Source organism: Nonomuraea montanisoli, from assembly GCF_013363975.1.
GTDB lineage: Bacteria > Actinomycetota > Actinomycetes > Streptosporangiales > Streptosporangiaceae > Nonomuraea > Nonomuraea montanisoli.
In genome coordinates, this window is sequence record NZ_JABWGN010000016.1 from 46687 (window position 1) to 71709 (window position 25023).

Here is a 25023-nt window from a genome sequence, read left to right on the forward strand (position 1 = left end):
GACGGCCTCTGACCGGATGGTGGCGGGCCGCCGCCACGGCGCCCTCTTGGCCGTGCCTTCCGTCAAAAGCGTGACCATGCCTTCCCTGAAGGCCCTGACCATGCCGTCCGGCGAATGCCGGAGAGAGCCTGGTCCCTATCCTTGGATCTCGTTCTGGCTCGGGACCCTGATGATCAGGGCGTCGCCCTGGCCGCCTCCGCCGCACAGGCCCGCGGCGCCCAGGCCGCCGCCGCGGCGGCGCAGCTCGTGGGCGAGCGTGAGCACGATGCGCGCGCCCGAGGCGCCGATCGGGTGGCCGAGCGCGATGCCGCCCCCGTTGACGTTGACCTTGTCCAGCGGCAGGCCCAGCTCCTTGGCCGACTGGTGGACCACGCTGGCGAACGCCTCGTTGATCTCGACCAGGTCGAGGTCGTCGGCCGTGAGGTTCTGCTTGCCCAGGGCCTGCTTGATGGCGTTGGCCGGCTGCGACTGGAGCGAGGCGTCCGGCCCGGCCACGTTGCCGTGACGGCCGATCTCCGCCAGCCACGGCAGGCCCAGCTCCTCGGCCTTGGCGCGGGACATGACGACCACCGCGCACGCGCCGTCGGAGATCTGCGAGGACGAGCCGGCCGTGATCGTGCCGTCGGCCGCGAAGGCCGGGCGCAGCTTGGCCAGCGTCTCCGCCGTGGTGTCGCCGCGCACGCCCTCGTCGTCCTTGACCACCAGCGGCTCGCCGCGCCGCTGCGGCACCTCCACCGGCACGATCTCGTCCTCGAAGACGCCGTTCTTGACGGCCGCGGCGGCGAGCTGGTGGGAGCGGGCCGACAGGGCGTCCTGCTCCTGGCGGCCGATGCCGAGGCGGGCGTTGTGCCGCTCGGTCGACTCGCCCATCGCGCACTGGTCGAACGCGCAGAACAGGCCGTCGTGGGCCATCGAGTCGACGATCCCGGCGCCGCCGTACTTGACGCCCTTGCGCAGGTCCGGCAGCAGGTGCGGCGCGTTGCTCATCGACTCCATGCCGCCCGCCACGACGATGTCGAACTCGCCCGCGCGGATGAGCTGGTCGGCCAGCGCGATCGCGTCGAGGCCGGACAGGCAGACCTTGTTGATGGTGATCGACGGGACGGTCATGGGGATGCCGGCCTTGACGGCTGCCTGGCGGGAGGGGATCTGGCCCGCGCCCGCCTGGAGCACCTGGCCCATGATCACGTACTCGACGGCCTCGGGCGCCACGCCGGCCCGCTCCAGCGCCGCCTTGATGGCGATGCCGCCCAGCTCCACGGCGGGAAGCCCGGACAGCGCCCCCAGCAGCCTGCCGATCGGGGTGCGCGCTCCGGCGACGATGACGGAACCAGACATGGCGGTGGCCTCCTGTGCGGGCGAGGGGTTCTTTGACACCATACCCACGGGTAGAGGCTCGACGGCTATGGAGGCTGACCACACATGTTCATGCGGATCGACCACATCGGGATCGCCTGTCACGACCTGGAGGAGAAGATCGCGTTCTTCTCGGAGACGTTCGAGCTGACCGTGGTCGCGCGGGAGGTCAACGAGGAGCAGGGCGTCAAGGAGGCGATGCTCCACATCGCCGACGGCGAGGGCGGCGGCTCCTACATCCAGTTGCTCGAACCGCTGTCCCCCGACTCCCCGGTCGGCAAGTTCCTCGCCAAGCGGGGCGAGGGTGTGCACCATGTGGCGTTCGGGGTTGCTGATGTCGCTGAGGCGATCGATAGGATCGGCGGAAAAGGCGTACGTGTCCTGGACGAGCGCCCGCGGCATGGGTCGATGGGCTCGCAGATCGCGTTTCTGCATCCGAAGGACGTGGGAGGAATGCTGACGGAGCTGGTCCAGGCGACCAGGTCGTAACAAACGCAAGAATCGTTCATAGGTAACTAGTCGCGCAGAAACTTGGACGGGGCTTCAGACTCGGCACCGGCGGAGTACTCTGGCCTTCCACCGGACATGGAGCCTGCCGAGAGGCACAGGCTCCCGGCTCGGCTGCCCCCGAACCCCCCGTCCGGCCCGTGTAGCCGTCTCGACAACCCAGGATCGAGCCTCCATGCAGTCCGACATCGACGCCCAGCTCAACAACTTCTTCGAGGACGCCCCCGCACGCGAGTTCGACGTGGTCCTCCGTGGCTATGACCGCCACCAGGTTCACGATCATCTGAAGCAGCTCGACGGCGAGCTGCGCCAGGCCCGCGAGCAGGCCGTCGCCCTTCAGCGCGATCTGTCCGACTCCCAGCGCCAGCTCCAGGAGCAGGAGCGCCCTACCTACTCCGGTCTCGGCGCCCGCATCGAGCAGTTGCTCCGGCTGGCCGAGGAGCAGGCCACCGAGCTGGTCCAGGCAGCGAGATCCGAGGCTAACGAGATCAAGGCCGCCGCCAAGGTGGAGGCGGCGGACATGCGGGCCGCCGCCGAGGCCGAGGCCGCCGAGAAGCGCGCGCAGGCCACCCGCGAGAGCGACGAGATGCGCACCACCGCGGAGCGGGACGCCGAGGACATCCGCTCGACCGCGCGCCGCGAGGCCGACGAGCTGACCAGCACCACCGAGCGCGAGGTCGCCAAGCTGCGGGCCACCGCCGACCACGAGGTCGCCGAGAAGCGGGCCGACGCCGAGCGCGAGATCGCCAAGCTGCGCACCACCACCGAGCGTGAGGTGGCCCAGCTTCGGGCCTCCACCAAGCGTGAGCGCGACGAGGTGCTGACCACCGCCAAGCGGCAGGCCGACGAGATGCGGGCGCAGGCGCAGCGGGTCCTGGAGGAGTCCGAGGCCAAGCGGGCCCAGGACGAGGCGGAGTTCGAGATCCAGCTGGCGTCCCGGCGCGAGGAGGCGGAGCGCCAGGAGGCGGAGCGCCACGCCACCGCGCAGGCCGCGACCCAGAAGCTGGTCGCCGAGGCCGAGCAGCGCGCCGCGACGGCCGAGTCCCGCGCCACCAAGGCCACCCAGCAGGCCGAGCAGACCCGCCGCGAGGCCGACCTGCACGCCAAGCAGCTCGTCGCCAACTCGCGCAAGAACGCCGACCAGATCGTGGCCGAGGCCAAGACCAGCGCCGAGACCATCGTCACCGAGGCGAAGACCGAGGCCGAGCGCACCCGCACCGCCATGCAGCGCCAGGTCGACGAGCTCACCCGCCAGCGCGACAGCATCACCAGCCACCTGGCGCAGCTGCGCCAGCTGCTGGGCGGCGCCGCCCTGCCGGGCATGGACCCCGAGCCCGCGGTCACGGCCGCCCCGCCGAAGCCGGCGATCCCGGCCCCGGCCCCGGCCGCCGAGAAGCCGCTGACGCCGGCCCCGGCCGCCAAGCCGGAGGCCAAGTCCGAGGACGACGCGGAGTGGTGGCAGGAGTAGCCGACCGCTCGCACGGGGGCTGAATGACGGCACGGAGAGCCTGGCGACCATGAGGTCGCTAGGCTCTCTTTCTGTTGCCGGGCCCCCTACGCGGCGCCGGCGCCTGGTCCGCCCCCGATCTCCAGGAGCCCCGCTTGTCCGCCGACGTCACCCGCGACACCCCTCGTCAGGATTCCCCCGACGCCCCCTCGTCCGCTGCTGAGGCCCCGCCGGGCGCGACGCCGGAGGACCCCTCGTCGGACGTTCGTCACGGAAGGGCGGGGACGGCGGCGCACGGGCTGCCGGGGCGGCCGTTCGGGCGTGGTCCGTTCCTGTTCGGGCTGGTCGGCGGGCTCGGCGTGCTGACGGCGATCGCCATCGCGCAGATGGTCGTCGCCTCCCTGAGCGTGATCATCCTCGTCGTGGTGGCGATGTTCCTGGCCGTGGGGCTGAACCCGGCGGTCGAGGCGTTGCAGCGGGCCGGCCTGGCCCGGCGCGGGGCGATCTCGACCGTGTTCGCCGGCGTCATCGTGTGCTTCGTGCTGTTCGGGCTGGCCATCGTGCCGCCGGTCAGCCAGGAGCTGACCGAGTTCGTCGCGGCCGTGCCCGGCTACGTCAAGGAGCTGAGCAACCACCCCACCCTGCGCAGCCTCGACGCCGACTACCAGATCCTGCCGAAGCTGGCCGGGTTCGTCACCGGCACGCTCGCGCCGTCGCTGGCCAGCGGTGTCCTCGGGGCCGGGCTCGTCGTGCTCGACAGTCTGTTCACCACGGTGACGCTGCTCGTGCTCATGCTGTACTTCCTCGGCTCGCTGCACACGATCAAGGCGTACCTGCTCAGGCTGGTGCCGGCCTCGCGGCGGGAGCGCACGGCGGCGCTGTCGGAGCAGATCCTGGACGGCATCGGCGGCTACGTCGCCGGCAACGTGCTCATCTCGGTCATCGCGGGCGTGGTGGCGTGGATCTTCCTGTCGGTGCTGGGCGTGCGGTACGCGCTGGCGCTGGCGCTGGTGGTGGCGCTGACGGACCTGATCCCGCTGGTCGGCGCCACCATCGGCGCCGTGCTGGTCACCGGGGTGGCGCTGCTGCAGTCGCTGCCCCTGGGCATCGCGTGCGCCGTGTTCTTCCTCGTGTACCAGCAGGTCGAGAACTACCTCATCTACCCGAGGGTGATGAAGCGATCGGTGGACGTGACGCCCGCGGTGACGGTGATCGCGGCGCTGGTCGGCGGCGCGCTGCTCGGGATCGTCGGCGCGCTGCTGGCCATCCCGGTCGCCGCCGCCATCTCGCTGATCATCCGGGAGATCGTGCTGCCTCGCCAAGCTCGGTCCTGAGGAACTCCGCGACCGCCGCGTTGAACGCCTCCGGCTGCTCGACCGCGCTCAGGTGACCGGCCTTCGGGATGACCTCCAGCCGTCCCCCCGGTACGGCCCGCGCCATGGCCTCGGCCTCGGCGGGCGGCGCGAGCTGGTCCTCCTCGCCCACGACGACGAGCAGCGGCGCCTTGAGGGCGGTCAGGGTGTCGGCGGAGTCGGGGCGGGCCGCCATGGCGCGCTGCGCCCAGGCCACCGCCCCCGGCGGCGCCGACTGGACGAGCCCCTTGACCCGGCCCACGACCATGGCCCGGCGCTCCTTGGTGGTCTGCCCGAGGAGGCCGGGCAGCACGTCGGTGACGAGCACGCCGGTGTCGCCGGACAGCACCGCGCGGGCGATGCGCTCGCGGTTGTCGCGGGCCTGCTGCGGGTCGGGGGCCGCCTTGGTGTCGGCCAGGATGACGCCGAGGACGCGGTCGGGGTGACGGCGGCAGAAGGCCATCGTCACGTAGCCGCCCATCGACAGGCCGCCGATCACCGCGCGCTCGATCCCCTCCCGGTCGAGCACGGCGGCCACGTCGTCGGCCATCACGTCGACGGACGGCTCGTCCTCGCCCAGCCGCGACCCGCCGAAGCCACGCAGGTCGGGGGTGATGACGCGGCACGTGGTGGCCAGCCCCTCCCGTTGCGCCAGCCACATGGCCGAGGAGAGGGGGAAGGCGTGGAGCAGTACGACCGGCAGGCCGCTTCCCGCTGATCTCGTGTAGAGCTGCACGATCACACGGTAGACCGGTTCCCTGAGACAATCACTTCACGTCATATACGTCAGATACCGATATACCCAGATATGGGCGTCCGCTTTTCTCGCCCCATCTTCCCCACGCCTTGCCGCCGCTCCCGCGTTCCGGCCGGGAACCCGCCGCGCGGGGTCAGCTCAGGCCGATGGCCGTGGCGCCGCCGTCCACGAAGAGAACCTGGCCCGTCACGTACGCCGACGCGTCGCCCGCCAGGAACACCGCCGGCTGCGCCATCTCCTCCGGCGTGCCCCAGCGGCGCATCGGGACGCCCGCGACCGTGGCGCGGCTCGCCGTCTCGTCCTCCCACAGGTTGCGGTTGAGCTCCGTGGCCGTCCAGCCCGGGCACAGCGCGTTGACCCGGACGCCCGACTGCGCCCACTCGACCGCGAGGGTTCTGGTGAGCGCCACCAGGCCGGCCTTCGCCGCCGCGTACCCGGCGAGGAAGGGCGCTCCCAGCGCCGCCACCGACGCGACGTTGATCACCGAGCCGCTGCCCCGTTCGAGCAGGTGCGGCGCGATCGCGTGGCACACGACCATGGCCGAGTCGAGGTTGAGCCGCATGAGCTTGTCCCAGCCCGACAGCCGCAGGTCCTTGAACTCCACCATGAAGTTCGAGCCGCCCGCGTTGTTGACGACGATGTCGACGTGCCCGAGGCCCTCGACGGCCTGCCGGACGGCGTCGGCGGCGGCGTCGCGGTCGGTGAGGTCGGCCGGGATCACCAGGGCCCGGCGGCCGCGCGCCTCGACCTCCTTGGCGACCTCGCCCAGGGAGTCGGCCGAGCGGGACACGAGCGCCACGTCGGCCCCCGCCTCGGCGTAGGCGAGCGCGACGGCCCGCCCGATCCCCTTCGACGCCCCGGTGACCAGAGCCTGCTTCCCGCTGAGATCGAACGCGCCCACGTTGCCTCCTCAAGTCATTACCGAACATGATTCTAGGGACATGCCACCCCGGAACGCCACCGGCGCGGGCCCCGCGAAGGGTCCCGCGCCGGTGTTCGTTCACCCAAGGGTCAGTCCGCTAGCCGCCCAGCCCCCAGATGATGATGTCGAGAGCGTCGGCCAACCCGCTCTTGTCCATGTACTGGGCCATCTTGAAGCCGGTCTCGGCGACCGTGCCCGTCCTGGTGTTCTCCGGCTCGACCTTCTCCGGCCTGAAGATCTGCCGCTCGCCCTGCCCCGAGCCGCCGGGCCTGGCCGCCGGCGGTGGCCCGTCCGGGTACGTCCGGCCGTCGCGGTAGACGGTGTAGGACTGGGTCGGCTGGGTCGAGCCGTCGTTGCGGTAGATCTGGCTCGGCCGTGGCTGCATCGGCTGCCGGCTGTCCCTCGGCGGGGACTGCCGCTGCGTCGCCCGGTGGCTGGTCGGCCGCTGCGCCGGCCGCTGCCGCGCCCGCTGGACCCCGCTCGGGAGCTTGCCGGCCCGCCGGTTGCGCGTCCTGGCCGCCGCCGACGCCCGCCGCTTCGCCGCCTGATCGGCTTCCTTCCTCTTCGCCTCTCTTCTCGCCTGGGCCGCGGCCCGCCGCTTGGCCCGTGCCGTCTCCGCCTTCCTGGCCCTCTCCAGCGCGTTCTTCCTGGCCCGCTCCTGAAGCTTCTTCCTGGCCTGGGCCGCGGCCCTCTTCTTGGCCTCCTCCGCGATCCGCTTCTTGGCTTCCGCCGCGGCCTTCCGCTTGGCCTCCGCCAGCGCCCGGCGCCGCGCCGCCGCGAGAGCGGCCCGCCTGGCCGCCGCACGCGCCGCCGCGATGGCGGCTCGCCTGGCGGCGGCCATCGCCAGCCTCCTGGCGATGACCTGCGCCGCGACCCGCACCACGATGGCCGCGACGAACCAGAAGAGCTGACCGTCGGGGTCGCTCATGGTGACGGGGCTGTTGTTGGCGTAGGCGTAGGCGTTGAGCTGCTGCGGGTTCTGCTCCTCCATGACGGGGTCGACCGACAGGAAGCGCCCGAGCTTGGGGTCGTACTCGCGGGCGCCGAGGTGGACGAGCCCGGTGGTGGCGTCCTGCGTGCCGCCCACGAACCCGCGCTGCCCCGGCCAGAACGCCGGCGGCGATCCCCGGTTCTCGCCGAACGGCGTCGTCCGGCGTACCGCCAGCTCACCGGTGGTGGCGTTCACCGCCGCCTGCGAGGTGCCCTGGTGGTCGTTGGCCAGGAAGTAGACCTGGTTGTCCGGCGTGCGCACCGCGATGGGCTCGCCGCCGATGGTGTAGTAGCGGGTCTGCTCGACGGCGTCCTTGGCGAAGTCGAAGCGCAGCTCCATGTCGTCGACGAAGAGCGTGGCGTCGGTCGACGTCTTGCGGATCAGCCGGTCGCCGTCCGCGCTGTAGACGAAGGACGTCGTCTTGCCCGCCTCCGTCACCGACTCCAGGTTGCCCTCGGCGTCCCAGACGAGGCTCTGGTCGGAGTTGCCGACCTTGCGCCTGGTGGTGTTGCCGGCCGCGTCGTACTCGAACAGGTCCGACCCGACGGTCTGCAGCGCGTGCGGCTGCTTGCCGCCGGCGGCCGGGTAGGTGTAGTCGCGCGTGCTCTCACCGGCGCCGCCCCAGGCGTGCTTGGTCTCCTTGACGCGGTTGCCGGTGGAGTCGTAGGCGTAGCTGACCGCGTACGGGGCCACGCCGCCGATCTTGTCCGACTGCGGGCTGCCGGCGGCGCAGTCGTCGGTGGCGGTCCACGCCGAGGTCATCCGGCGCAGGTGGTCGTAGGTGAAGCACTGCGTGTCCGGGCCGCTCGCGCCCTTGTCGGCGATCTTGGTGATGTTGCCGATCGCGTCGTAGGTGTAGTTGAGGTCCAGGTCGGTCGCCGCGGCGCCCTCCCTGTCCACCTTCATCCGCGACAGCCGGCGCGTGCCCTCGTCGTGGGTGTAGGTCAGCCAGGTCCGCTTGCTGCCCGACCCCAGCTCGTACTGCAGGATCTCGCCCAGCTTGGAGTAGCGGGTCGCGCTCACGTACGCCGACAGGCCGGTGACCTTGACCGGCTGGCTGAGCTCGTCGTAGGTGTAGACGACCGACTCCTCGGCGAGCCCGCCGGCCGCCGGGAAGCTGACCGACTGGACCTGGTCGTCGATCGTGTAGCGGGTGTTGAGCACGTACGAGCCCGCCAGCTTGCCCTCCCGCTCGGGGACGGTGACGGTCTCGCGCAGCGGGCGGTAGTCGGAGTCGATGGCGTTGATCTCGGTCTTGTACGCCTGCCCGCCCGCGTAGCGGATGCTGGCGTTCAGGTGCCCCTTGGCCAGCGCGTCGTACTGCCACTCGGCGAGCAGCGCGCCGGTCTCGGAGCCCTCGCGCAGCTCCTTCCTGCGGCCCAGCACGTCGTAGACGTAGTACAACGTCTTGCCGCGCGAGTCGGTGGTGCTGACCAGCTCGTCGGCGTCGTTGTACGTCATCGTCGTGACGCCCTTGTCGGGGTCCTCCGACTTGATCTCACGGCCGCGCAGGTCGTAGTGGTGGCGCCACACGTTGCCCGCCGAGTCGGTCACCGTGGAGAGGCGTCCGGCGTGGTCGTAGGCGTACTTGGTGGCCTCGTACTCGCCCGTCGGGGTGGCGCCCTTGTACTGGCGCAGCTCGATGAGCCGGCCGTCGGCGTCGCCGATGCGGGTCGTGGCGGTGCCTCCGGGCGGCGGCGTCACGTGGATCCGGTCGCCCTGCTGCGTGGTGGTGACCCGGTACTTCTCCTGGCCCTTCGTCCTGAGGATCTGGGCGTTGGCGTCGCCGGTGCCGTCGAAGGTCGTCACGACCTGGTTGGGCACGTCGGTGTCGGCCACGGCCAGCAGGTCGGTGGCGGGCGCGCCGGTGGCGAAGTAGCCGGTGTTGGTCTTGGCCGCCTCGCCGAGCGAGTTGTAGACGGTGTCGGTGATCGTGCGCCCGTCACGCAGCGCCGGGTCCTGCGTCTGGTCGTCGCGCGGCGCGGGTTCCTGGGTCTGGCGCTTGCGCATCAGGCCGTCGTACAGCTCGTGGCTGGCGCTGTAGGTGCCGTCCGCGTTCAGCGTCTTCGTGGTGACGAAGCTGGGCCCGTCGGTGCGCATGGTGTAGGAGTACTCGGTGCTGGGCGACTGTCCGGCCGCCTTGCTCCGGTCCGGCTGCCACACCTTGACCAGGCGGCCGAGCGCGTCGTACTCCAGGTCGGTGCGCCGGTTGTTCGTGTCGATCTCGGCGTACGGCTCTCCCCAGGCCGGTTCGAGCAGGGTGCGCTCGACGTGGCCGAGCTGGTTGACCTCCTTGATCTCGGTCGGGGGCGCGCCCGCCGCCGGCGAGTAGGTGGTGGTGGACTTGGTGCCGACCGCGTCGGTCTCGCTGGTCTCGCGGCCGTAGGCGTCGTAGGTGTGGGTGCTCTCCACGATCGTCGCGCCGTCACCGGAGACGGTGTGCTCGACCGTGGTCACGTCGCCCTTGCTCGGCGCCTGACCGTAGGCCTTGTTGTCGTACTGGACCTTCTCGTCGGAGATGATCTCGTCGCCGGCCAGCTTCGACACGGCGGTGCCGCAGCCCGCGGCGACCTTCTGGATCCGGCTCGTGTAGTCGAGCATCCAGGCCGCGTCGTTGCGGGCGTAGGTGTAGCGGGTGCACAGGTCGTCGTCCGTGCTGGCCAGGTCGCCCTGCTCCTCCACCTGGGTGAGCAGGCCCTTGGTGTCGTACGCGCGCTCCTCGCCGGTACGCCGCCACTTGCCCCCGTCCAGCGCGGTGCGGGTGACCATGGACTTGGGCTCGACCACGTACGCGGCCTTGGTGACGCCGCCCTGCGTGGACTCGGCGGTCTTGACCGACCAGGGCTCCTCCAGCGTGGCGGTCAGGATGGCCCCGCCGTCGCCGTCGTAGAGGATCTCCTCGCGCTCGAAGCCGGCGAGCTGGTCGAGGTCGTCGAGCTTGACGCCCTCGGAGTCGGTGACCTGCGCGCTGCGCTTGGAGCCGTCGGCCAGCTTGTCACCGTGCATGCCGCGGAAGTACCGGAACTCCGTCAGCGTGCGCTTGGCGTCCTGCCCGTCGCCCTGGCGCACCCGCACCCGGCCGAACCCCCGGTAGTCGGACCACGTGCGGTGCTCCGGCTTGACGAGGACGTTGTCGGCGAAGCGCCAGGCGGCGCCGTCGAGGTACTCGTAGTCGGTGATGACGTTCGGCGCGCCGCCGACGCGGTCCACCTCGATGGTCTGCGTGACCAGGTACTTGTGGAACCAGTCGGTGACCTCGGACTCGTTCGGCGGCGCCCAGCGCTGCGGGAAGCAGCGCCTGGTGTTCTTGTCGGCCGCGGGCACGTCGCCGGGCTTGCAGTCGGCGGCCGAGTAGTTGACGCGCAGCTCGCCGCCCGACTCGTTGTTGACGGCCTGCACGCGCCACTTGACCAGCGGGGCGCGCCCCTCGTTGGCGTCCACCCGGTTGGCGAGCTGGACACCGGTGAACGTGATCTTGGGCAGCGTGATCGTGCCGCCCACGTGACCGGTCTGCTGGATCGACGCCAGCCACAGCGCCGGGCTCATGCCGTCGCCCGAGGCGGGGAACTGGTGCGTCAGCGTCCAGGAGTCGACCGGGTTGTACCCGCCCGTGGCGTTGAGGATCTGCGTGGTCACCTTCGCCAGGCGCTTGCGGGTGAAGAACGTCGGCGCCAGGCGGTCGGTGCACTTCACGCCCGCGTCACAGATCTGGTCGAACGGGACGTCCGGCCAGGAGGCGGCGGTCTCCTTCTTGAGCTGGTCGGCGGCGCAGGTGATCGTGCCGCTGGGCAGGCATCGCTCGGCCGTCTCGAACACGACACGGGCCGCCGGCGCCTTGGTGAACAGCTCGTTCTGCAGGTAGCCGTAGTCGATGCGGGTGAGGTAGCCGGCGCGGTCGTACACGGTGCCCTGCTCGGGCTTCATGTTCCGGCCGTAGTAGTTCTTCTCCTGCGCGTACCAGTAGGTGGTGGCGTTGCCGTGGGTGTCCACCGCGTAGTCGAGGTTCCACCGGTACGCCTGCTGGCACCAGGCGTTGGCCGGGGTGCTGTTGTAGCAGGGCTCCCCGCTGTTGTTGCCGAACACCGGCACCGTCTGCACCGACTTGGTCTCCGGTTTGCCGGTGACCCAGCCGGGCAGGCGGTTCAGGCCGAAGGTGTACTGGGTGCCGTCGGCGGCGGTGACCCGCCAGTACTCGCCGTTGTTGTCGCCGTTGGTCGCCCCGGTGAGGTACTCGATGCGGGTGCCGTCGTCGCGCTTGGGCCGCCACTGCTTGCTCGTGGCGTCCTTGACCAGCTCGACGGCCGAGTTGCCGAGCGACAGGGTGACGTTCTCGCCGTCCCAGCACAGGTCGCCGGTCTTCTTGCCGTCGATCATGCACGACTTGTAGCGGCGCTCGACGTAGCCGCTGGGGTTCAGCTCGAAGCCCTCGCCGACCCAGGACGGCTGGTTGTTGGTGGAGGCGGTGCGGCCGTCCACGCTCTGCGAGGAGTAGTCGACCGACAGCTCCGGCTCGTCGCCGCCGAGCGCCGGCGGTGAGCGCAGGTCGTAGTCCCAGTTGAAGTCACCGGACTGGGCGCCGACGCTCCAGCTCGCCGAGGGGGCGAGCGAGGTGGAGGCGTGGTCGCCCGCCGGGCCCGACGCCGCCGCCGTCACCGCGTACAGGGCGGGCGTGTCGAAGTCGGCGGTGAGCGTGCCGGCCTTGGTGTCGTTCTTGGTCGGCACGGGCTCGGGCAGGGGGCAGGCCCCGGTCGCCGCGGTGAGCACGCAGTCCGGCAGCTTCACCACCCGCAGGCGGGAGGCGTAGTCGCCGCCGGACGCGTAACGGAAGCCCGAGTAGTCGATCTGGAGCCGGGTCCTGCCGGTCTTGGCCGCCACGCCCTGCCCGGGCGAGACCCGCAGGGCGACGCCGAGCAGGCCGGCGCGCTGCACCTGCGCGGGATCGAGGAGCTCGACGCGGACGGGGCCGGCCTCGGCCGCCTTGGCGGTCTTGGCGTCACCGCCCTCGGGCGCGGCCAGCCGTACCGGGAAGGCCGCGTCGGCGGCCTTGAGCTGGGCGGCGCCGCCCAGCTCGGCGGTCTGGGCCTTGGGCCAGCTCACCCCTGGCGGCGCCTTCCACGCCTGTTTCTCGGTCGGGTCGGGGAGTTCGGGCAGCACCGGCACGGGCTTGCCGGAGACGGGCTTCTCCTTCTGCACCGAGGGCGCCGAGCGGGGCGCGGCGCTCGCGGGCAGGGCCGGCGCGAGGGGGGCGAGGACGACGACGGCCAGGACGGCCGCCAGCCGGCGCGGCCACGCCGACTCGCGCATCGCGCCCTGAAAACGATTCCAGTAGGACTCTGACAGATCTAACTCGGACGATGTGTCCATGAAACACCCAATCTGTTGGGGGGTTATTGGGCGGCTTGTGGTGAGATCTGGGTGGTCGTGGAAGGTCCCGGGGGCCCCGGGCCGAGGCCCCCGGGAAGATTCATTGCGCGGCGAGCTGGGCGATCTGCTCGGCGCTCAGGGGGCCGTCGTAGACGCGGACGTCGTCCACGGCACCGGGCCAGTAACCGGTGTAGGCGCCGGCGCTCCTGGTCCGGCCGAACTGGAGCGCGCCCACGGCGTTCCACGCGCTGACGTGGCTGGTGACGGTCGTCTCGGTGAGCCGGCCGTTGACGTAGACGCTCAGCTCACCGCGCACGGCGTCGTAGACGCCGGCCACGTGGGTCCACTCCAGCGGCACGGCGACCGCGTCGGAGCGGGTGCGCACCAGGGCGGCGGTGTCGGCGTCGGAGGCCGCCATGCCCAGCGCCCACCGGCCCTGCTCCTTGTCGAAGCCGAGCTGGAACCCGGCGGCCCGGGTGCCCGGCTGGGAGACGGCGGTGGCGTCGCGGGTGGGCAGGTAGTCGAGCTGGGTCCAGGCGGCGACCGTGAACCCGGCCTTGGTGTTGACCGCGGCCGCGGTGGTCTGGGCGTACCCGCCCACGCCGTCGAGCGCCAGCGCGCCGTCCAGCCAGCCCGCGGTCCAGGAGGCGCCGCCGGCGAGCGTCGCCGCCGTGCCCCGGCCGGAGGAGTCGGCGGCGGTGGTGCCCGCGTCCTCGTCCAGCTTCCAGTGGCCCACCAGCGTGGCGGCGCTGTTGACCAGGTCGGCCACCTCATCGCCGAACATGGCGCGTTCGTAGACGCGGACGTCGTCCACGTCGCCCGGCCAGAACTCGGCCGCGGCGCCGTTGACCTTGCCGCGGCCGACGGTGAGCGGCCCGGTGGCGTTCCACGGCTGGGTGAAGGCGACGCTGGACTCCAGCCTGCCGTTGACGTAGAGCGAGAGCCGGCCCGCCGCGGAGTCGTAGACGCCGGCCAGGTGGGTCCACTCGTTCAGCCTCGGGGCCGCCGCCGACAGCGCGCGGACCACCGGGGCGCCGTCGGCGTCCGCGCCCGCGCGGGCCAGCGCCCAGCGGTCGTCGGACCTGGAGTACTGGAGCGCGAAGCCGCCGGTCCGCGCGCCCTCCTGGGTGAGGAGGGTGGCGGTGGCGGCGTTGCCCGCCAGGCGGGCCCAGGCGGTGACGGTGAAGTTGCGGCTCGTGTCGGCGACGGGGCCCGAGGTCTGCGCGTACGCGTTGGCCAGGCGCAGCCCTGTGCCGGTCTTGCCGCTGGTCCACGTGGCGCCGTTCAGCGTCGCGGGGTGGGCGCCGGCGGCGTCGCCGGCCACGGCGCCCTGGCCCTCGTCGAGGGCCCAGTGGCCGCTGGGCGCCCTGCCGGCGTTGACGTTGAAGACGTACGTGCGGATCGGGCCGAGCTGGCCGGCGCGGTCCCTGCTGCGTACCGCCAGGACGTTGGGGCCGTCGTGGCGCGGGGTGAGCGCGATCGTGGCCCTGCCGTCGGAGCCCGGGGCGACCTCGGCCTTGGGCGTGGTGTCGAGCCCGTAGACGTACGCGGCGACGTCGGTGATCCCGTTGGGGTCGAAGGTGAACGTGCCCGCCAGGCCGAGCCCGTCGCTCCAGACGTTCTCGGCGTACTGCGGCGAGGACACGACCGGCTCCCTGCCGGGGGCGGTGGCGTCCACGGTGGCCTCGCACCAGGGACTCCAGGCGCTGTTCGCCTTGCCGTCCTCCGCGCGGACGCGCCAGCGGATGAGCGCGCCGTCGGCGTACAGGGCCGCCGGGATCGTCGCGTAGTAGGCGCTGCCCGACGAGCCGGTCGCGGTGACGTACTCGCCGGTCTTCGTCCCGGCGGCGTCGTACCACTCGAAGCGGCCCTTGACCGAGTTGTCGGCGTCCTTCAGCTTGGCCCACAGCTTCGGCGTCGGGGTGCTGATGACCGGCCGCCCCTCACCGGAGACGCAGGCGCCTCCCGGGTCGGACCACGCGTCGGCGGCCACGGGGTCGGACGGGATCGAGTTGTACTCGATGACCAGGCTCGGGTTGTTCTTGAACTTCTTCCAGGCGTAGACGTCGGTCTCGCTGGTCGCGCGCAGGCCGATCGTGACGTTCGCCCACTTCTTGGCGGCGGCGTCCACGACCTGGCTGGTGACGTTGAACTCCACGCCGCCGGGCAGGCAGGAGGCGCCCCAGCCCTTGGCCACGTTCACGGTGTCGAGGAGCTTGACCCACGAGGGCTGGTTGTTCCAGGTGGTGGACTTGCTGATCGAGTTGGTCGCCCACGCCTCCACCTTGCGGGCGCTGCACGAGTACGACCAGGTCTCGTACGTGCGCAGCGTGGCCTTGACGATCTGCTTGCCGTGGATCGTCGAGCCGGTGTTCATCTGGAAGAAGGAGCGGTTCTTCTGCGACTCGACGTGGCCCACCCGGGCGACGTCGCTGGAGTTGAGGTAGTTGGAGTTGGGCCAGTTGCTCCAGACCGCCGTCCACGCGCCCCGGGCGGCCGAGAAGTACGGGTCCAGGTAGACGGGGAAGCGGGTCTTCTCATCCGCCAGCATCTTCCGGTCCGGCTTCAGCCGGAGCTGCCGGCCCGCCAGCTCGACGCCCATCGTGGCCTGCCTGGCCTCCGGCGAGCGGCCTTCCTTGAGCGCCTGCGGGCTGGTGATGCCCTCGGAGTCCCACATCGTCGGCGTGGGCGCGATGAAGAGCGTGCCGCCGCCGCTGTCGCGGGCCTCCAGGTTGCCCGCCTTGTCGGCCTTGACCGACAGGCCCTCGGTGGCGAGCGGGTACGTCAGCTCGGTCAGGCTCGCCGCCGCCTGGCGCGACTTGACCACGAGGACGTGCGAGAAGCCGTCCACGTCGGCGGTGACCTGGAGGTCCACGCCCGGCCTGACCTCGGCGTAGGTGGCGGTGTCGCCGTTCAGGACCGGCTTGGGCAGCGTGCCCGTCCAGCCGAGTTCCAGGGACTTGGCGCCGCGCGACAGGCGGGCCAGCGGGCCGGCGCCGCCGCCGGAGAACGTGAGCCCGGCCGCCGTGGCGACCGGCTCGATCGCCCCGTCGGGGCGCAGGCGCAGCGTGGTGTCCACGGGGACCCAGGCTCCGGCCTTGCGCACGCGCACCGGGCGGGCGAACTGCTCCAGGGTCAGCGTGCCGTCGGGCCTGGCCCAGACCTGGCGGGTCTCGGAGCGCAGCGCCTCGACCTCGACCTGCCGGCCGTCGCGGCGGGCGAGCGCCAGAGCGGCGTTCTCGGCCGGGTCGGCGCCGGGCCCGCCCGGTTCGCCGGAGCCGCGGGACGGTTCGCGGAGGGCGTCGTCGGCGGCGCGGACCGGTTGTTGTCGGACGCCGGCCGCCGCGGCGGGTTCGTTCAGAGGCGCCGCCGCGACCGCCCCTGCCACCATGACCACGACCAGCCCACGACCAACGCGCATCCGCCCTCGCAAGTGCGTGCCGAGGCAGGACGCCCCGCGGGTCAGGCCCGCGCGACGCCTCCACGATCTTCAGTTGCCGATCGGATTCTCATTCAGGACACGCGTCCCGTCTAGATCTTCTGACAGATTTCATCAGAACGATGTTCGAAGTGAAGAAAATTGCCAGGGCGTCGGCGCGGGGTGCGGTCAGAGCTGCGTCGGCAGCGGGTACGCGGCCGGGTTGACCCGCTTGACGATCTCGTCCAGCACCATGCGGACGTACGGCTCGCCCACCCACAGGTGCTTGGCCCCGTCCACCCCGATGACCTCGGCCTGCGGCACCCGCGCGAACCGCTCCCGCGCCTCCTCCGGCCGCAGGTAGTCGTCGAACTCCGGCACCAGCACGGTCAGCGGCCGGCCGAAGCGCGCCCACGCGTCGAGGTCGTCGTCCGTGGCCCGGTGCAGCGGCGGCGACAGCAGGATCGCCCCCTCCACGAGCGGGTCGTGCGCCCACTTCAGCGCCAGCTCCGTGCCGAACGACCAGCCGACCACCCACACCCGGGGCAGGTCGTGGTACTCGGCGTACTCCAGGGCGGCGGCCACGTCGAAGCGCTCGCCCTCCCCGCCGTCGAAGGCCCCCTGCGACGTGCCGCGCTCGGACGACGTGCCGCGCGTGTTGAAGCGCAGCACCGCGAGGCCGGCCAGCGCGGGCAGCCGGTTGGCGGCCTTCTTGTAGACATGGCTGTCCATGAAGCCGCCGTGGGTGGGCAGCGGGTGCAGGGTGACCAGCGTGGCCACCGGGGGGCGGTCGGGGGGCAGGGCCAGCTCCCCCACCAGGGTCAGGCCGTCGCCGGTGTGCAGCTCGATCGGCTCCCGCCGGGCCGGCAGCTCGGTGCCCGCGCGAATCTCCACCTTGGTCCCTTCGAGTGTTCGTGAGTACGGAGTTGAGGGCTGAGGGTGAGGGGATCAGTAGCGGCTGCGGCCCGGGCCGCGGTCGAGCCGCTTGCGCCAGCACGCCGTGTGCCAGTGGCGCCGCTCCTCGTCGCCGCCGGGCCAGTTGGGCCAGGTCACCACGTGCGGCTTGCCGCCGGAGATCTCCTGGTCGCAGCCCGGGCACCGGTAGCTCTTGGCGGAGGAGGCGCCCGTGAGCGCGCGCACCTTCCACTCGCCGTCGGGCCACTCCTCGACGCGGTCCATGCCCCGGGGGAAGCCGGCAGGGCGGGGCGGGGTCTCCCTGCGGCGGGCGCGGCGCGGGCTCATCTCGTCCCGGCCGCCGCCCCGGGGAGGATCTCGGCTCCCACACTGTCGAACGCCATGCGTCCAGTTTTCCAGAGCCGATAAGGTGGACCGTCATGCGGTTGGTCATCGCGCGATGCAGCGTGGATTACATCGGACGGCTCACGGCGCACCTGCCGATGGCCCCCAGGCTTGTCCTCATCAAGGCGGACGGCAGCGTCTCCATCCATGCCGACGACCGCGCCTTCAAACCCCTCAACTGGATGAACCCGCCGTGCAAGCTCAAGGAGGACGGCGGCACCTGGACGGTCACCCACGGCAAGACCGGCGAGAAGCTGGTGCTGACCATGGAGGAGATCCTCCACGACTCCAGCCACGAGCTGGGCGTCGACCCCGGCCTGATCAAGGACGGCGTCGAGGCGCACCTGCAGGAGCTGCTGGCCGAGCACATCACGACGCTGGGCGACGGCTACTCCCTCATCCGCCGCGAGTACATGACGGCGATCGGCCCGGTCGACATCCTGTGCCGTGACGCGGGCGGCGCGACCGTCGCGGTCGAGATCAAGCGGCGCGGCGAGATCGACGGCGTCGAGCAGCTCACCCGCTACCTGGAGCTGCTCAACCGCGACCCGCTGCTGGCCCCGGTGCGCGGCGTGTTCGCGGCCCAGGAGATCAAGCCGCAGGCGCGGGTGCTGGCCGCCGACCGGGGCATCGACTGCGTCACCCTCGACTACGACGGCCTGCGCGGCATCGAGCCGGAGAACCCCACCCTCTTCTGAGGCCCATCGTGGTAAGCGACGACTTACCGGTCTATCGTGGCGCCATGGCGACGCTGACGTTCGACTCCCTGAACCCGGCCACCGGCGAGGTCGTCGGCACCCACCCGAAGCAGGACGCCACGGCGGTCCGCGAGACCGTGGGCCGGGCGGAGGAGGCCGCGGCCTGGTGGGCCGCGCTCGGTCCGGCCGGGCGCCGGCGGCGGCTGCTCGACTACAAGGCCGTGCTGGCCGGCCGGCTGCGCGAGCTGGCCGCGCTCGTCCACGAGGAGACGGGCAAGCCGGTCGGCGACGCCGCCCTGGAACTGGTGCTGACGATCACGCATCTCGACTGGGCCGCGCGCAACGCCGACAAGGTGCTGCGCCGCCGCCGGGTCCGCACCGGCATGATCGGCGTCAACCTGGAGGCCACCCTCGAATACCTGCCGCTCGGCGTCGTGGGCGTGATCGGCCCGTGGAACTACCCGGTGTTCACGCCGATGGGCTCGATCGCGTACGCGCTGGCCGCCGGCAACGCCGTCGTCTTCAAGCCGTCCGAGCTGACGCCGGGCGTCGGCGTGCGGCTGGCCGAGCTGTTCGCGGAGTCGGTGCCGGAGCGGCCGGTGTTCCAGGCCGTGACCGGGCTGGCCGAGACGGGCGCGGCCCTCGCCGCCGACCCGCGGGTCAAGAAGATCGCTTTCACCGGCTCGACGGCCACGGCCAAGCGGGTGATGGCGGCCTGCGCGGAGAACCTCACGCCGATCGTGGCCGAGTGCGGCGGCAAGGACGCGTTCATCGTGGACGCCGACGCGGACGTGCGGGCCGCCGCCGACGCCTGCCTGTGGGGCGCGCTGTCCAACGCCGGGCAGACCTGCGTGGGCGTGGAGCGGGTGTACGTGGTGGACGCGGTCTACGAGCCGTTCATGCGGGAGCTGTCCGAGCGGGTCGCCTCGGTGAAGGCCGGGCAGGACTACGGGCCGATCACCATGCCGGGGCAGCTCGACATCATCAAGCGGCACATCGACGACGCCGTCAAGTCCGGCCGGACCGTCGCCGGCGGCCCCGGGTCGGTCCGGGCGCCGTACGTGGATCCGGTGATCGTCGAGGACGTGCCCGAGGACTCCCCCGCGGTGCGCGAGGAGACGTTCGGGCCGACCATCACCGTACGGCGCACCCGCGACGCCCAGGAGGCGCTGGAGCTGGCCAACGCCTCCACCTACGGCCTGGCCGGCACGGTGTTCTCGCGCAACACGCGCCGGGCCATGGAGCTGGCCCGCCTCATGCGCAGCGGCATGACCGCGATCAACTCGGTGATCTCGTTCGCCGGGGTGCCCTCGCTGCCGTTCGGCGGGGTCGGCGACTCCGGGTTCGGCCGCATCCACGGCGCGGACGGGCTGCGCGAGTTCGCCCGGCCGAAGGCCATCGCGCGGCAGCGATTCGCGCTGCCGGGGATGAACCTCACCTCGTTCACCCGCAGGCCGGAGGAGCTTGAGCGGCTGATCAGGATTGTCACGTTCTTGCACGGGCGACGTAAGAGGTAATCTTTGCGCCCTTTCCCAAAGCGGATCATCCGTCCATAATTGTGTGCTCTGGGGGCCACGATCATGTTGGACGGGTGGAATGTGAACCGGTCTTACCGGGGAATGTCAGCAGAGCAAAGGCTGGCGGACAGGCGCGAGCGGCTGATGACGGCCGCCTACACGCTATACGCCAAGCCGGGTTTCGCGGCGACGACCATCGAAAGGCTGTGCTCGGAGGCGCGGATCTCCAACCGCGCGTTCTACGAATGTTTCGGGGGACGCGAGGAGCTGCTTCAGGCGTTACACGACAGGTGCGTCGAGGAAAGCCTCGCGCACGTCGCCAAGGCCCTGCAGGAGGCCCCGCACAGCCTGGAGGGCAAGGTCGAGGCGGGGATCCGCTCGTATATCGAATTCGCCACGGCCGACTGGCGGCGGGCCCGCATCATGCACCTGGAGGTGCGCAGGTCAGGAGATGTGCTGACGGCCTCACGGCAGCGCGCGGTGGACGCGTTCGCCCGGCTGATCGAGGAGGCGTCGGCCGAATTCCCGGTGTCCGGACCGGTGAATCGGCGGCTCGTGGCGCTCGGCGCAATTGGAGCGCTACAAGAGTTGCTCATCGAATGGATCCTCGGCAGCCCGTCGCCTGACGTGGACGAACTCGTCGATGTGGCCGCGCACATCTTCCGCAGAGCCCTCACCGGCTGGTGAAGCGCGCCGATCACGCATCGTGTTTACCCCGCGGCGCGACACCCGGATAAAACACCCCCACTAATCGCCTTTTTGGTTGTTGTTTTTCGGCGGAAGCACCCACGGTTTCCGGACGCGAAGAGAGCGGGCGACGGCTGATCGTCGCCCGCTCCGATATGTCGCGGCACGCGGCGGGTCCCCCGCCCGCCGCTGCCCCGTCAGGCCACCGCGGCCTCCTGCGCCTCGACGTGCAGGACCCGATTCAGCCGGGTCACCGCGAGAACGCGCATGATCCGCGGCGGCACCCCCCGGAGGACGAGGCGGCGCTGCCCACCGGACGCGCGCCGATGCGTGCCCACGAGAACACCCAGACCGGTGGCGTCGATCATCTCCAGCTCGGACAGGTCGAGGATCAGATCTCCTTCGCCGGAGTCCACCGCGTCGTGCAGCCTGGAACGGATCCCGGCCGACGTACCGGCGTCGAGCCGGGCGCCGATCTGCACCACCTGGGCTTTCGGATTGCCCCGGACTCGCATGCCACCTCCTCATTCACACCACGCGACCGCACGCGGTGCCTTCGTACCCTGTGGCAGGGCGTACGGGAGGGCCGAAAACTCCCTCCGATCTCTTTCCCCTACCCAGGAATCGGCAGTGACACGACCGCTTTGACGATGAAGTGCCCGTCTGTCCCATGACGGACCGTGACATCGCCGCCCACGGCGGCCAATCGCTCCCGCATCCCCTCCAGGCCGGTCCCCCGGTCGCCGTCCCGCTCACCGGCCGGGTCGCGGGCCGCCGCGCCGTCGTTGCGCACCTCCAGCTCGGCCCGCTCGGCGGTGAAGCTCAGGGTGATCGCGCAGAACGTGGCCGCGCTGTGCTTGAGCACGTTCGTGACGGCCTCGCGCACGGCGTAGGCGAACACCGGCGCCACCTCCTCCGGCATCTCCCGGTACGGCAGGCGCAGCTCGCACCGGACGCCGGCCGCCTCCAGCACGCCGCGCACGCTGGACAGCTCGGCCCCGAGGTCGAGTTGCCGGTAGCCGCGCACCGCCTCCCGCAGCTCCCGCAGGGCCGTGCGGGTCAGCCCGTGCACCGACGTCATCTCCTCGCGGGCCGCCCCCGGGTCGCCGTCCGACAGCCGCACGGCCAGCGCGGTCTTCACGGCGATGGCCGACAGCCGGTGCCCGACGAGGTCGTGCAGGTCGCGGGCGAAACGCAGCCGCTCCTCCGCGACGGCCAGCCGGGCATGCGCCTCCCTGCCCTCGTGGGCACGCACGGCGAGCTGGTAGATCCACATCCAGAGCCGGTTGGACACGACCGAGGCCAGGCACATCAGCGCGTACATGAAGGTGTTCGCGACGGCCACGGTGCCGAGCCACCCGGGTCCCCGCGCGTCCGGCATGTCCAGCAGGTGCCACCACCCGCTCGCCGCGGCGGCGACGCTCAACGCGACCCCCAGGAGCGTCGTGCCCGCCGACAGCGCGAACGCCCGCCGGCGCGGGACGCCGACGGCGACGACGGCCAGCCAGGCCACCAGCGCCAGCCCCGCCCCGAACGGCTGCGCCCCGCCCGTCGCGGCCGCCATCACCGCCAGGACCCCGGTCGCCGCGATGAACCGCACCGGGTACCTCGACTCGATCACGGCGTTCACCAGGCGCGGGTAGAGCGCCGTGAACACGGCGGCGACGGCCACGGACGCGACCGGCAGCGGCCACGGCAGAGCGCCCCGGCCGGTCTCGGCCAGGGCGCTCAGCGCGATCCCTCCCCACAGCAGCCCGAGGAAGGAGGTCAGCATCCACCAGCACAGGCGGCGTGCCCGCGCTATCTCCCCCACGTACGTCCCGTCACTTCGCGCGCAGCACGTCGCCGAGCCGCACCCGCGCACCGGTGCGCAGGACGGCCCGCTCGTACACCTTCGCACCGAGCGAGAGCACGGCCACCACCGCCGCCGCCATGAGCGCGAACGCCAGCCCGACCTCCCACACCGGCACCTGCGCGGCGGCCATGCGCACCGGCATGACCATCGAGGAGAACGGCGGGATCATCGACATCACGGTGGCCAGGGTGCCGGTCGGCTCGGCGGTCGCATAGAAGGCGACGAAGTAGGTGATCATGATGAGCATGGTCAGCGGCGACATCACGTTGCCGACCTCCTCCTGGCGGGAGACCAGCGAGGCGAGCGCCGCCGCCAGCGTCGCGAAGAACGCGTAGCCGAGGACGAACCAGACGACCACCCCGGCCACGATGCCCGGCATCCCCGGCGGGAAGTCGGTCGCCAATCCGGAGCCGACGGAGGCCACGACGCCCACCGCGAGGATCGCCACCAGGTTGACCAGCCCGAGCGCGCCCAGGCCGACGATCTTGCCGCCGAGGAGCTGCCAGGGACGGATCGAGGTGAGCAGGATCTCCACGATCCGGCTGCCCTTCTCCTCCACCACGCCCATCGCGACCATCGTCGCCTGGCCGATGAGCAACATGAACAGCACGAGCACCAGCACCACGGCGATGCCCGTGCGGGCGGCCTGGTAGCGGGTGTCGGCGCCGACCGACTCCATCCGCAGCGGCTCGATCCGCACCCCGGAGGCGCCGAGCTTCACCTCGCGGTTGGTGCTCTGCAGGAGCACGCCGAGCTCCTGCTCGATCTCGCCGTCGGTGAGCACCCTGGCGTCGCCGACGAGCACCGCGTCCAGGTCGCCGTCGAGCAGCGCCTTCCTGGCCGTCCCCTCGTCGGGGAACGCCTTCCAGGCGAACTCGATGTCGGGCGCCGCCGCCTCCAGCGGCAGCCGCTGCGCGTTCACGGTGCCCACCGTGTACTTGTCGGGGCGGTCCAGGAACTTCGGCGCGAACGCCGCGGCGGCCACCAGCAGGATGGTCACCAGCAGGCTGACGATGAACGCCTTGGTCCTGATCCGGGTGCTGATCTCCCGGCGCGCCACCAGTGCCAGCGCGTTCATGCCACGGCCTCCTTGAAGATCTCGGTGAGGGTCGGCTGCTCGACCCCGAAGTGCTCGACGTGCCCGGCCTTCATGGCCCGGCGCAGGATCTCCTGGCCGTCGCCGGTGGCGTCCACCAGCAGGACCTGCCGGCCGTCCTCGGCCGTCAGCTCACCCGGCAGGCCGTCCGCCCAGCCGGGAGCCGGTTCCCGCACCACGACGCGCAGCATGCCGCCCTCGGCGGCGCGCAGGCCCGCGACCGTGCCGCTGGCCACCATCCGCCCGGAGGAGACGATGCCGACCGAGTCGCAGAGCCGCTCGACGAGGTCGAGCTGGTGACTGGAGAAGATCACCGGAACGCCGCCCCGGCAGCGCTCCTGCAGCGCCGTGGCCAGCGTGTCCACCGCCAGCGGGTCGAGCCCGGAGAACGGCTCGTCCAGGATGAGCACCTCGGGGTCGTGCACGAGCGCCACCGCGAGCTGCACGCGCTGCTGGTTGCCCAGGGACAGGCTCTCCACGGCGTCGCCGCGCCGCTCGCCCAGGCCCAGCCGCTCGATCAGCGCTGAGGTGGCCTGCGCGGCCCGCGACCCGCTCAGACCGTGCAGGCGGCCGAAGTACTCGATCTGCTCGGCCACGCGCATCTTCTGGTACAGGCCGCGCTCCTCCGGCATGTAGCCGAACCGGCGCCGGTCCTCGTACGTCAGCGGCCGGCCCTGCCAGCTCACCGAGCCGGAGTCGGCCTGGAGGACGCCCATGACGATCCGCATCGTCGTCGTCTTGCCGGCGCCGTTCGCGCCGACGAACCCGAACATCTCGCCCGGCCGCACGGTGAAGCCGATCCCGTCCAGGGCGAGCTTGCCCTCCGGCGCGCCGGGCCCGCCCGCGAAGCGCTTGCGCAGTTCGCTGATCTCGAGCATCAGGTCCTCTCCTTCGTCATGAACACATGGTGGCCTGTGCGGCATTCGCCCTGGTAGTCGGAGAAATCATGGCTCCGGTATGCGCCCCGCGTCCCTTCCCGATGACATTTGTCATTACGCTGAGCCCATGACGCGCTCGGACAAGGACAAGCCGGTCGTCCTCTCCCGCATCTACACCCGCACCGGCGACGACGGCACCACGGCGCTCAACGACATGAGCCGCGTCCCCAAGACCGACGCGCGGCTCGCCGCCTACGCCGACGTCGAGGAGGCCAACGCCCACCTCGGGGTGGCGCTCGCGCACGGCACGCTCCCCGCCGAGCTGGTGGAGGTCCTGGCCCAGGTACAGAACGAGCTGTTCGACGTGGGGGCCGACCTCGCCACGCCGGTCGTGGCCGAGCCCGCGTTCCCTCCGCTGCGGGTCGAGCAGGCGTACGTGGACCGGCTGGAGGCGCTCTGCGACCGCTTCAACGCCGACCTCAAGCCGCTGCGCAGCTTCATCCTGCCCGGGGGCGACCCGGCGACGGCGGCGCTGCACGTGGCCCGGGTCACGGTGCGCCGCGCCGAGCGCACCACCTGGGCGGCTCTGGAGGCCCACGACGACATGAACGCCCTCACGGCCGCCTACCTGAACCGCCTGTCGGACCTGCTGTTCATCCTGTGCCGCGTGGCCCACGGAGGCGAAGAGATCCTCTGGAAACCCGGCGCCACCCGCTGAGCGCCGTGGCGGCAAGGGCCTGTGGTCGCCGTGGTGGCCGGCATCTGTGTCACCGGGAGACGGCTGACGCGGCAATCATGCGCGTGGCGGCCCATGGCTTGAACCGCTCAGACGGGTGCGGCGGGCCGTAGCGGCGCCCGGCCCCGTGCGGGTCAGAGGCC

At 71.7% G+C, this 25023-nt stretch carries 18 protein-coding genes; 7 read left to right on the forward strand and 11 right to left on the reverse strand.

Annotation, left to right across the window (positions count from 1 at the left end):
- Positions 1-135: 135 nt before the first annotated feature.
- Positions 136-1338 (reverse strand): acetyl-CoA C-acetyltransferase, encoded by a 1203-nt coding sequence (locus tag HTZ77_RS34985; RefSeq protein ID WP_175594030.1) that lies wholly within the window; start codon positions 1336-1338, stop codon positions 136-138.
- An 84-nt stretch (positions 1339-1422) separates the two neighbouring features.
- Here HTZ77_RS34985 and mce point away from each other — a divergent pair, with 84 nt between their 5' ends.
- The 3 genes from mce (at position 1423) to HTZ77_RS35000 (ending at position 4644) form a co-directional block, all read left to right on the forward strand.
- Positions 1423-1845, forward strand: a complete 423-nt coding sequence (gene mce / locus HTZ77_RS34990; protein ID WP_175594031.1) for a methylmalonyl-CoA epimerase — start codon at positions 1423-1425, stop codon at positions 1843-1845.
- Between the two features lie 193 nt (positions 1846-2038).
- Positions 2039-3331, forward strand: coding sequence for a DivIVA domain-containing protein (locus tag HTZ77_RS34995; protein ID WP_175594032.1), 1293 nt, complete (start codon positions 2039-2041; stop codon positions 3329-3331).
- Between the two features lie 134 nt (positions 3332-3465).
- Positions 3466-4644, forward strand: a complete 1179-nt coding sequence (locus HTZ77_RS35000; protein ID WP_175594033.1) for an AI-2E family transporter — start codon at positions 3466-3468, stop codon at positions 4642-4644.
- Here HTZ77_RS35000 and HTZ77_RS35005 read toward each other — a convergent pair.
- From HTZ77_RS35005 to HTZ77_RS35030, 6 genes are all read right to left on the reverse strand, one after another.
- The gene (locus tag HTZ77_RS35005) at positions 4604-5398 is read right to left on the reverse strand and encodes an alpha/beta fold hydrolase (RefSeq protein WP_175594034.1); all 795 of its coding nucleotides are present in this window, start codon (positions 5396-5398) and stop codon (positions 4604-4606) included. The genes HTZ77_RS35000 and HTZ77_RS35005 overlap by 41 nt on opposite strands.
- 154 nt (positions 5399-5552) lie before the next feature.
- Positions 5553-6320, reverse strand: coding sequence for an SDR family NAD(P)-dependent oxidoreductase (locus HTZ77_RS35010; protein WP_175594035.1), 768 nt, complete (start codon positions 6318-6320; stop codon positions 5553-5555).
- Between the two features lie 118 nt (positions 6321-6438).
- Positions 6439-12636 carry an RHS repeat domain-containing protein gene (locus HTZ77_RS35015; protein ID WP_175594036.1) on the reverse strand — a complete coding sequence of 2066 codons (6198 nt, stop codon included), beginning with the start codon at positions 12634-12636 and terminating at the stop codon, positions 6439-6441.
- A gap of 160 nt (positions 12637-12796) precedes the next feature.
- A complete protein-coding gene (locus HTZ77_RS35020) occupies positions 12797-16117 on the reverse strand; it encodes a LamG-like jellyroll fold domain-containing protein (protein WP_175594037.1) in 3321 nt (1106 codons plus the stop codon).
- 186 nt (positions 16118-16303) lie between these two features.
- On the reverse strand, positions 16304-17008 hold the full coding sequence (locus tag HTZ77_RS35025; RefSeq protein ID WP_175594038.1) for an alpha/beta hydrolase: 705 nt from the start codon (positions 17006-17008) through the stop codon (positions 16304-16306).
- A 54-nt stretch (positions 17009-17062) separates the two neighbouring features.
- Entirely contained in the window at positions 17063-17356 is a 294-nt protein-coding gene (locus tag HTZ77_RS35030) for an ATP/GTP-binding protein (protein ID WP_175594039.1), read from the reverse strand.
- 92 nt (positions 17357-17448) lie between these two features.
- Here HTZ77_RS35030 and nucS point away from each other — a divergent pair, with 92 nt between their 5' ends.
- The 3 genes from nucS to HTZ77_RS35045 all read left to right on the forward strand — a co-directional run bounded on the left by nucS (position 17449) and on the right by HTZ77_RS35045 (position 20315).
- Entirely contained in the window at positions 17449-18111 is a 663-nt protein-coding gene (gene nucS / locus HTZ77_RS35035) for an endonuclease NucS (RefSeq protein WP_175594040.1), read from the forward strand.
- 44 nt (positions 18112-18155) lie between these two features.
- Positions 18156-19628 (forward strand): aldehyde dehydrogenase family protein, encoded by a 1473-nt coding sequence (locus tag HTZ77_RS35040; protein ID WP_175594041.1) that lies wholly within the window; start codon positions 18156-18158, stop codon positions 19626-19628.
- Between the two features lie 144 nt (positions 19629-19772).
- On the forward strand, positions 19773-20315 hold the full coding sequence (locus HTZ77_RS35045; protein ID WP_235995622.1) for a TetR/AcrR family transcriptional regulator: 543 nt from the start codon (positions 19773-19775) through the stop codon (positions 20313-20315).
- A gap of 197 nt (positions 20316-20512) precedes the next feature.
- On the opposite strand, the gene HTZ77_RS35050 is transcribed toward HTZ77_RS35045, so the two are convergent.
- The 4 genes from HTZ77_RS35050 to HTZ77_RS35065 all read right to left on the reverse strand — a co-directional run bounded on the left by HTZ77_RS35050 (position 20513) and on the right by HTZ77_RS35065 (position 24144).
- Entirely contained in the window at positions 20513-20830 is a 318-nt protein-coding gene (locus tag HTZ77_RS35050; protein WP_175594042.1) for an STAS domain-containing protein, read from the reverse strand.
- A 98-nt stretch (positions 20831-20928) separates the two neighbouring features.
- Positions 20929-22128, reverse strand: coding sequence for a sensor histidine kinase (locus HTZ77_RS48475; RefSeq protein ID WP_175594043.1), 1200 nt, complete (start codon positions 22126-22128; stop codon positions 20929-20931).
- Between the two features lie 10 nt (positions 22129-22138).
- A complete protein-coding gene (locus HTZ77_RS35060; protein ID WP_175594044.1) occupies positions 22139-23248 on the reverse strand; it encodes an ABC transporter permease in 1110 nt (369 codons plus the stop codon).
- Positions 23245-24144 (reverse strand): ABC transporter ATP-binding protein, encoded by a 900-nt coding sequence (locus HTZ77_RS35065; RefSeq protein WP_175594045.1) that lies wholly within the window; start codon positions 24142-24144, stop codon positions 23245-23247. The genes HTZ77_RS35060 and HTZ77_RS35065 overlap by 4 nt, the downstream gene beginning before the upstream one ends.
- A 127-nt stretch (positions 24145-24271) precedes the next feature.
- On the opposite strand from HTZ77_RS35065, the gene HTZ77_RS35070 reads away from it, so the two are divergent.
- Positions 24272-24862: a cob(I)yrinic acid a,c-diamide adenosyltransferase gene (locus tag HTZ77_RS35070; protein WP_175594046.1), complete on the forward strand. Its 591-nt coding sequence runs from the start codon at positions 24272-24274 to the stop codon at positions 24860-24862.
- Positions 24863-25023: the final 161 nt, after the last annotated feature.

Excerpts from the sequence above, each read along its gene's own strand:
- HTZ77_RS35020 (WP_175594037.1), bottom strand. The coding sequence starts at position 16,117 with ATGCGCGTTGGTCGTGGGCTGGTCGTGGTCATGGTGGCAGGGGCGGTC.
- HTZ77_RS35045 (WP_235995622.1), top strand. The coding sequence starts at position 19,773 with ATGACGGCCGCCTACACGCTATACGCCAAGCCGGGTTTCGCGGCGACG.
- mce (WP_175594031.1), top strand. The coding sequence starts at position 1,423 with ATGTTCATGCGGATCGACCACATCGGGATCGCCTGTCACGACCTGGAG.
- HTZ77_RS35065 (WP_175594045.1), bottom strand. The coding sequence starts at position 24,144 with ATGCTCGAGATCAGCGAACTGCGCAAGCGCTTCGCGGGCGGGCCCGGC.
- HTZ77_RS35040 (WP_175594041.1), top strand. The coding sequence starts at position 18,156 with ATGGCGACGCTGACGTTCGACTCCCTGAACCCGGCCACCGGCGAGGTC.
- HTZ77_RS34995 (WP_175594032.1), top strand. The coding sequence starts at position 2,039 with ATGCAGTCCGACATCGACGCCCAGCTCAACAACTTCTTCGAGGACGCC.
- HTZ77_RS35015 (WP_175594036.1), bottom strand. The coding sequence starts at position 12,636 with ATGCGCGAGTCGGCGTGGCCGCGCCGGCTGGCGGCCGTCCTGGCCGTC.
- HTZ77_RS35070 (WP_175594046.1), top strand. The coding sequence starts at position 24,272 with ATGACGCGCTCGGACAAGGACAAGCCGGTCGTCCTCTCCCGCATCTAC.
- HTZ77_RS35030 (WP_175594039.1), bottom strand. The coding sequence starts at position 17,356 with ATGAGCCCGCGCCGCGCCCGCCGCAGGGAGACCCCGCCCCGCCCTGCC.
- nucS (WP_175594040.1), top strand. The coding sequence starts at position 17,449 with ATGCGGTTGGTCATCGCGCGATGCAGCGTGGATTACATCGGACGGCTC.
- HTZ77_RS34985 (WP_175594030.1), bottom strand. The coding sequence starts at position 1,338 with ATGTCTGGTTCCGTCATCGTCGCCGGAGCGCGCACCCCGATCGGCAGG.
- HTZ77_RS35050 (WP_175594042.1), bottom strand. The coding sequence starts at position 20,830 with ATGCGAGTCCGGGGCAATCCGAAAGCCCAGGTGGTGCAGATCGGCGCC.
- HTZ77_RS35060 (WP_175594044.1), bottom strand. The coding sequence starts at position 23,248 with ATGAACGCGCTGGCACTGGTGGCGCGCCGGGAGATCAGCACCCGGATC.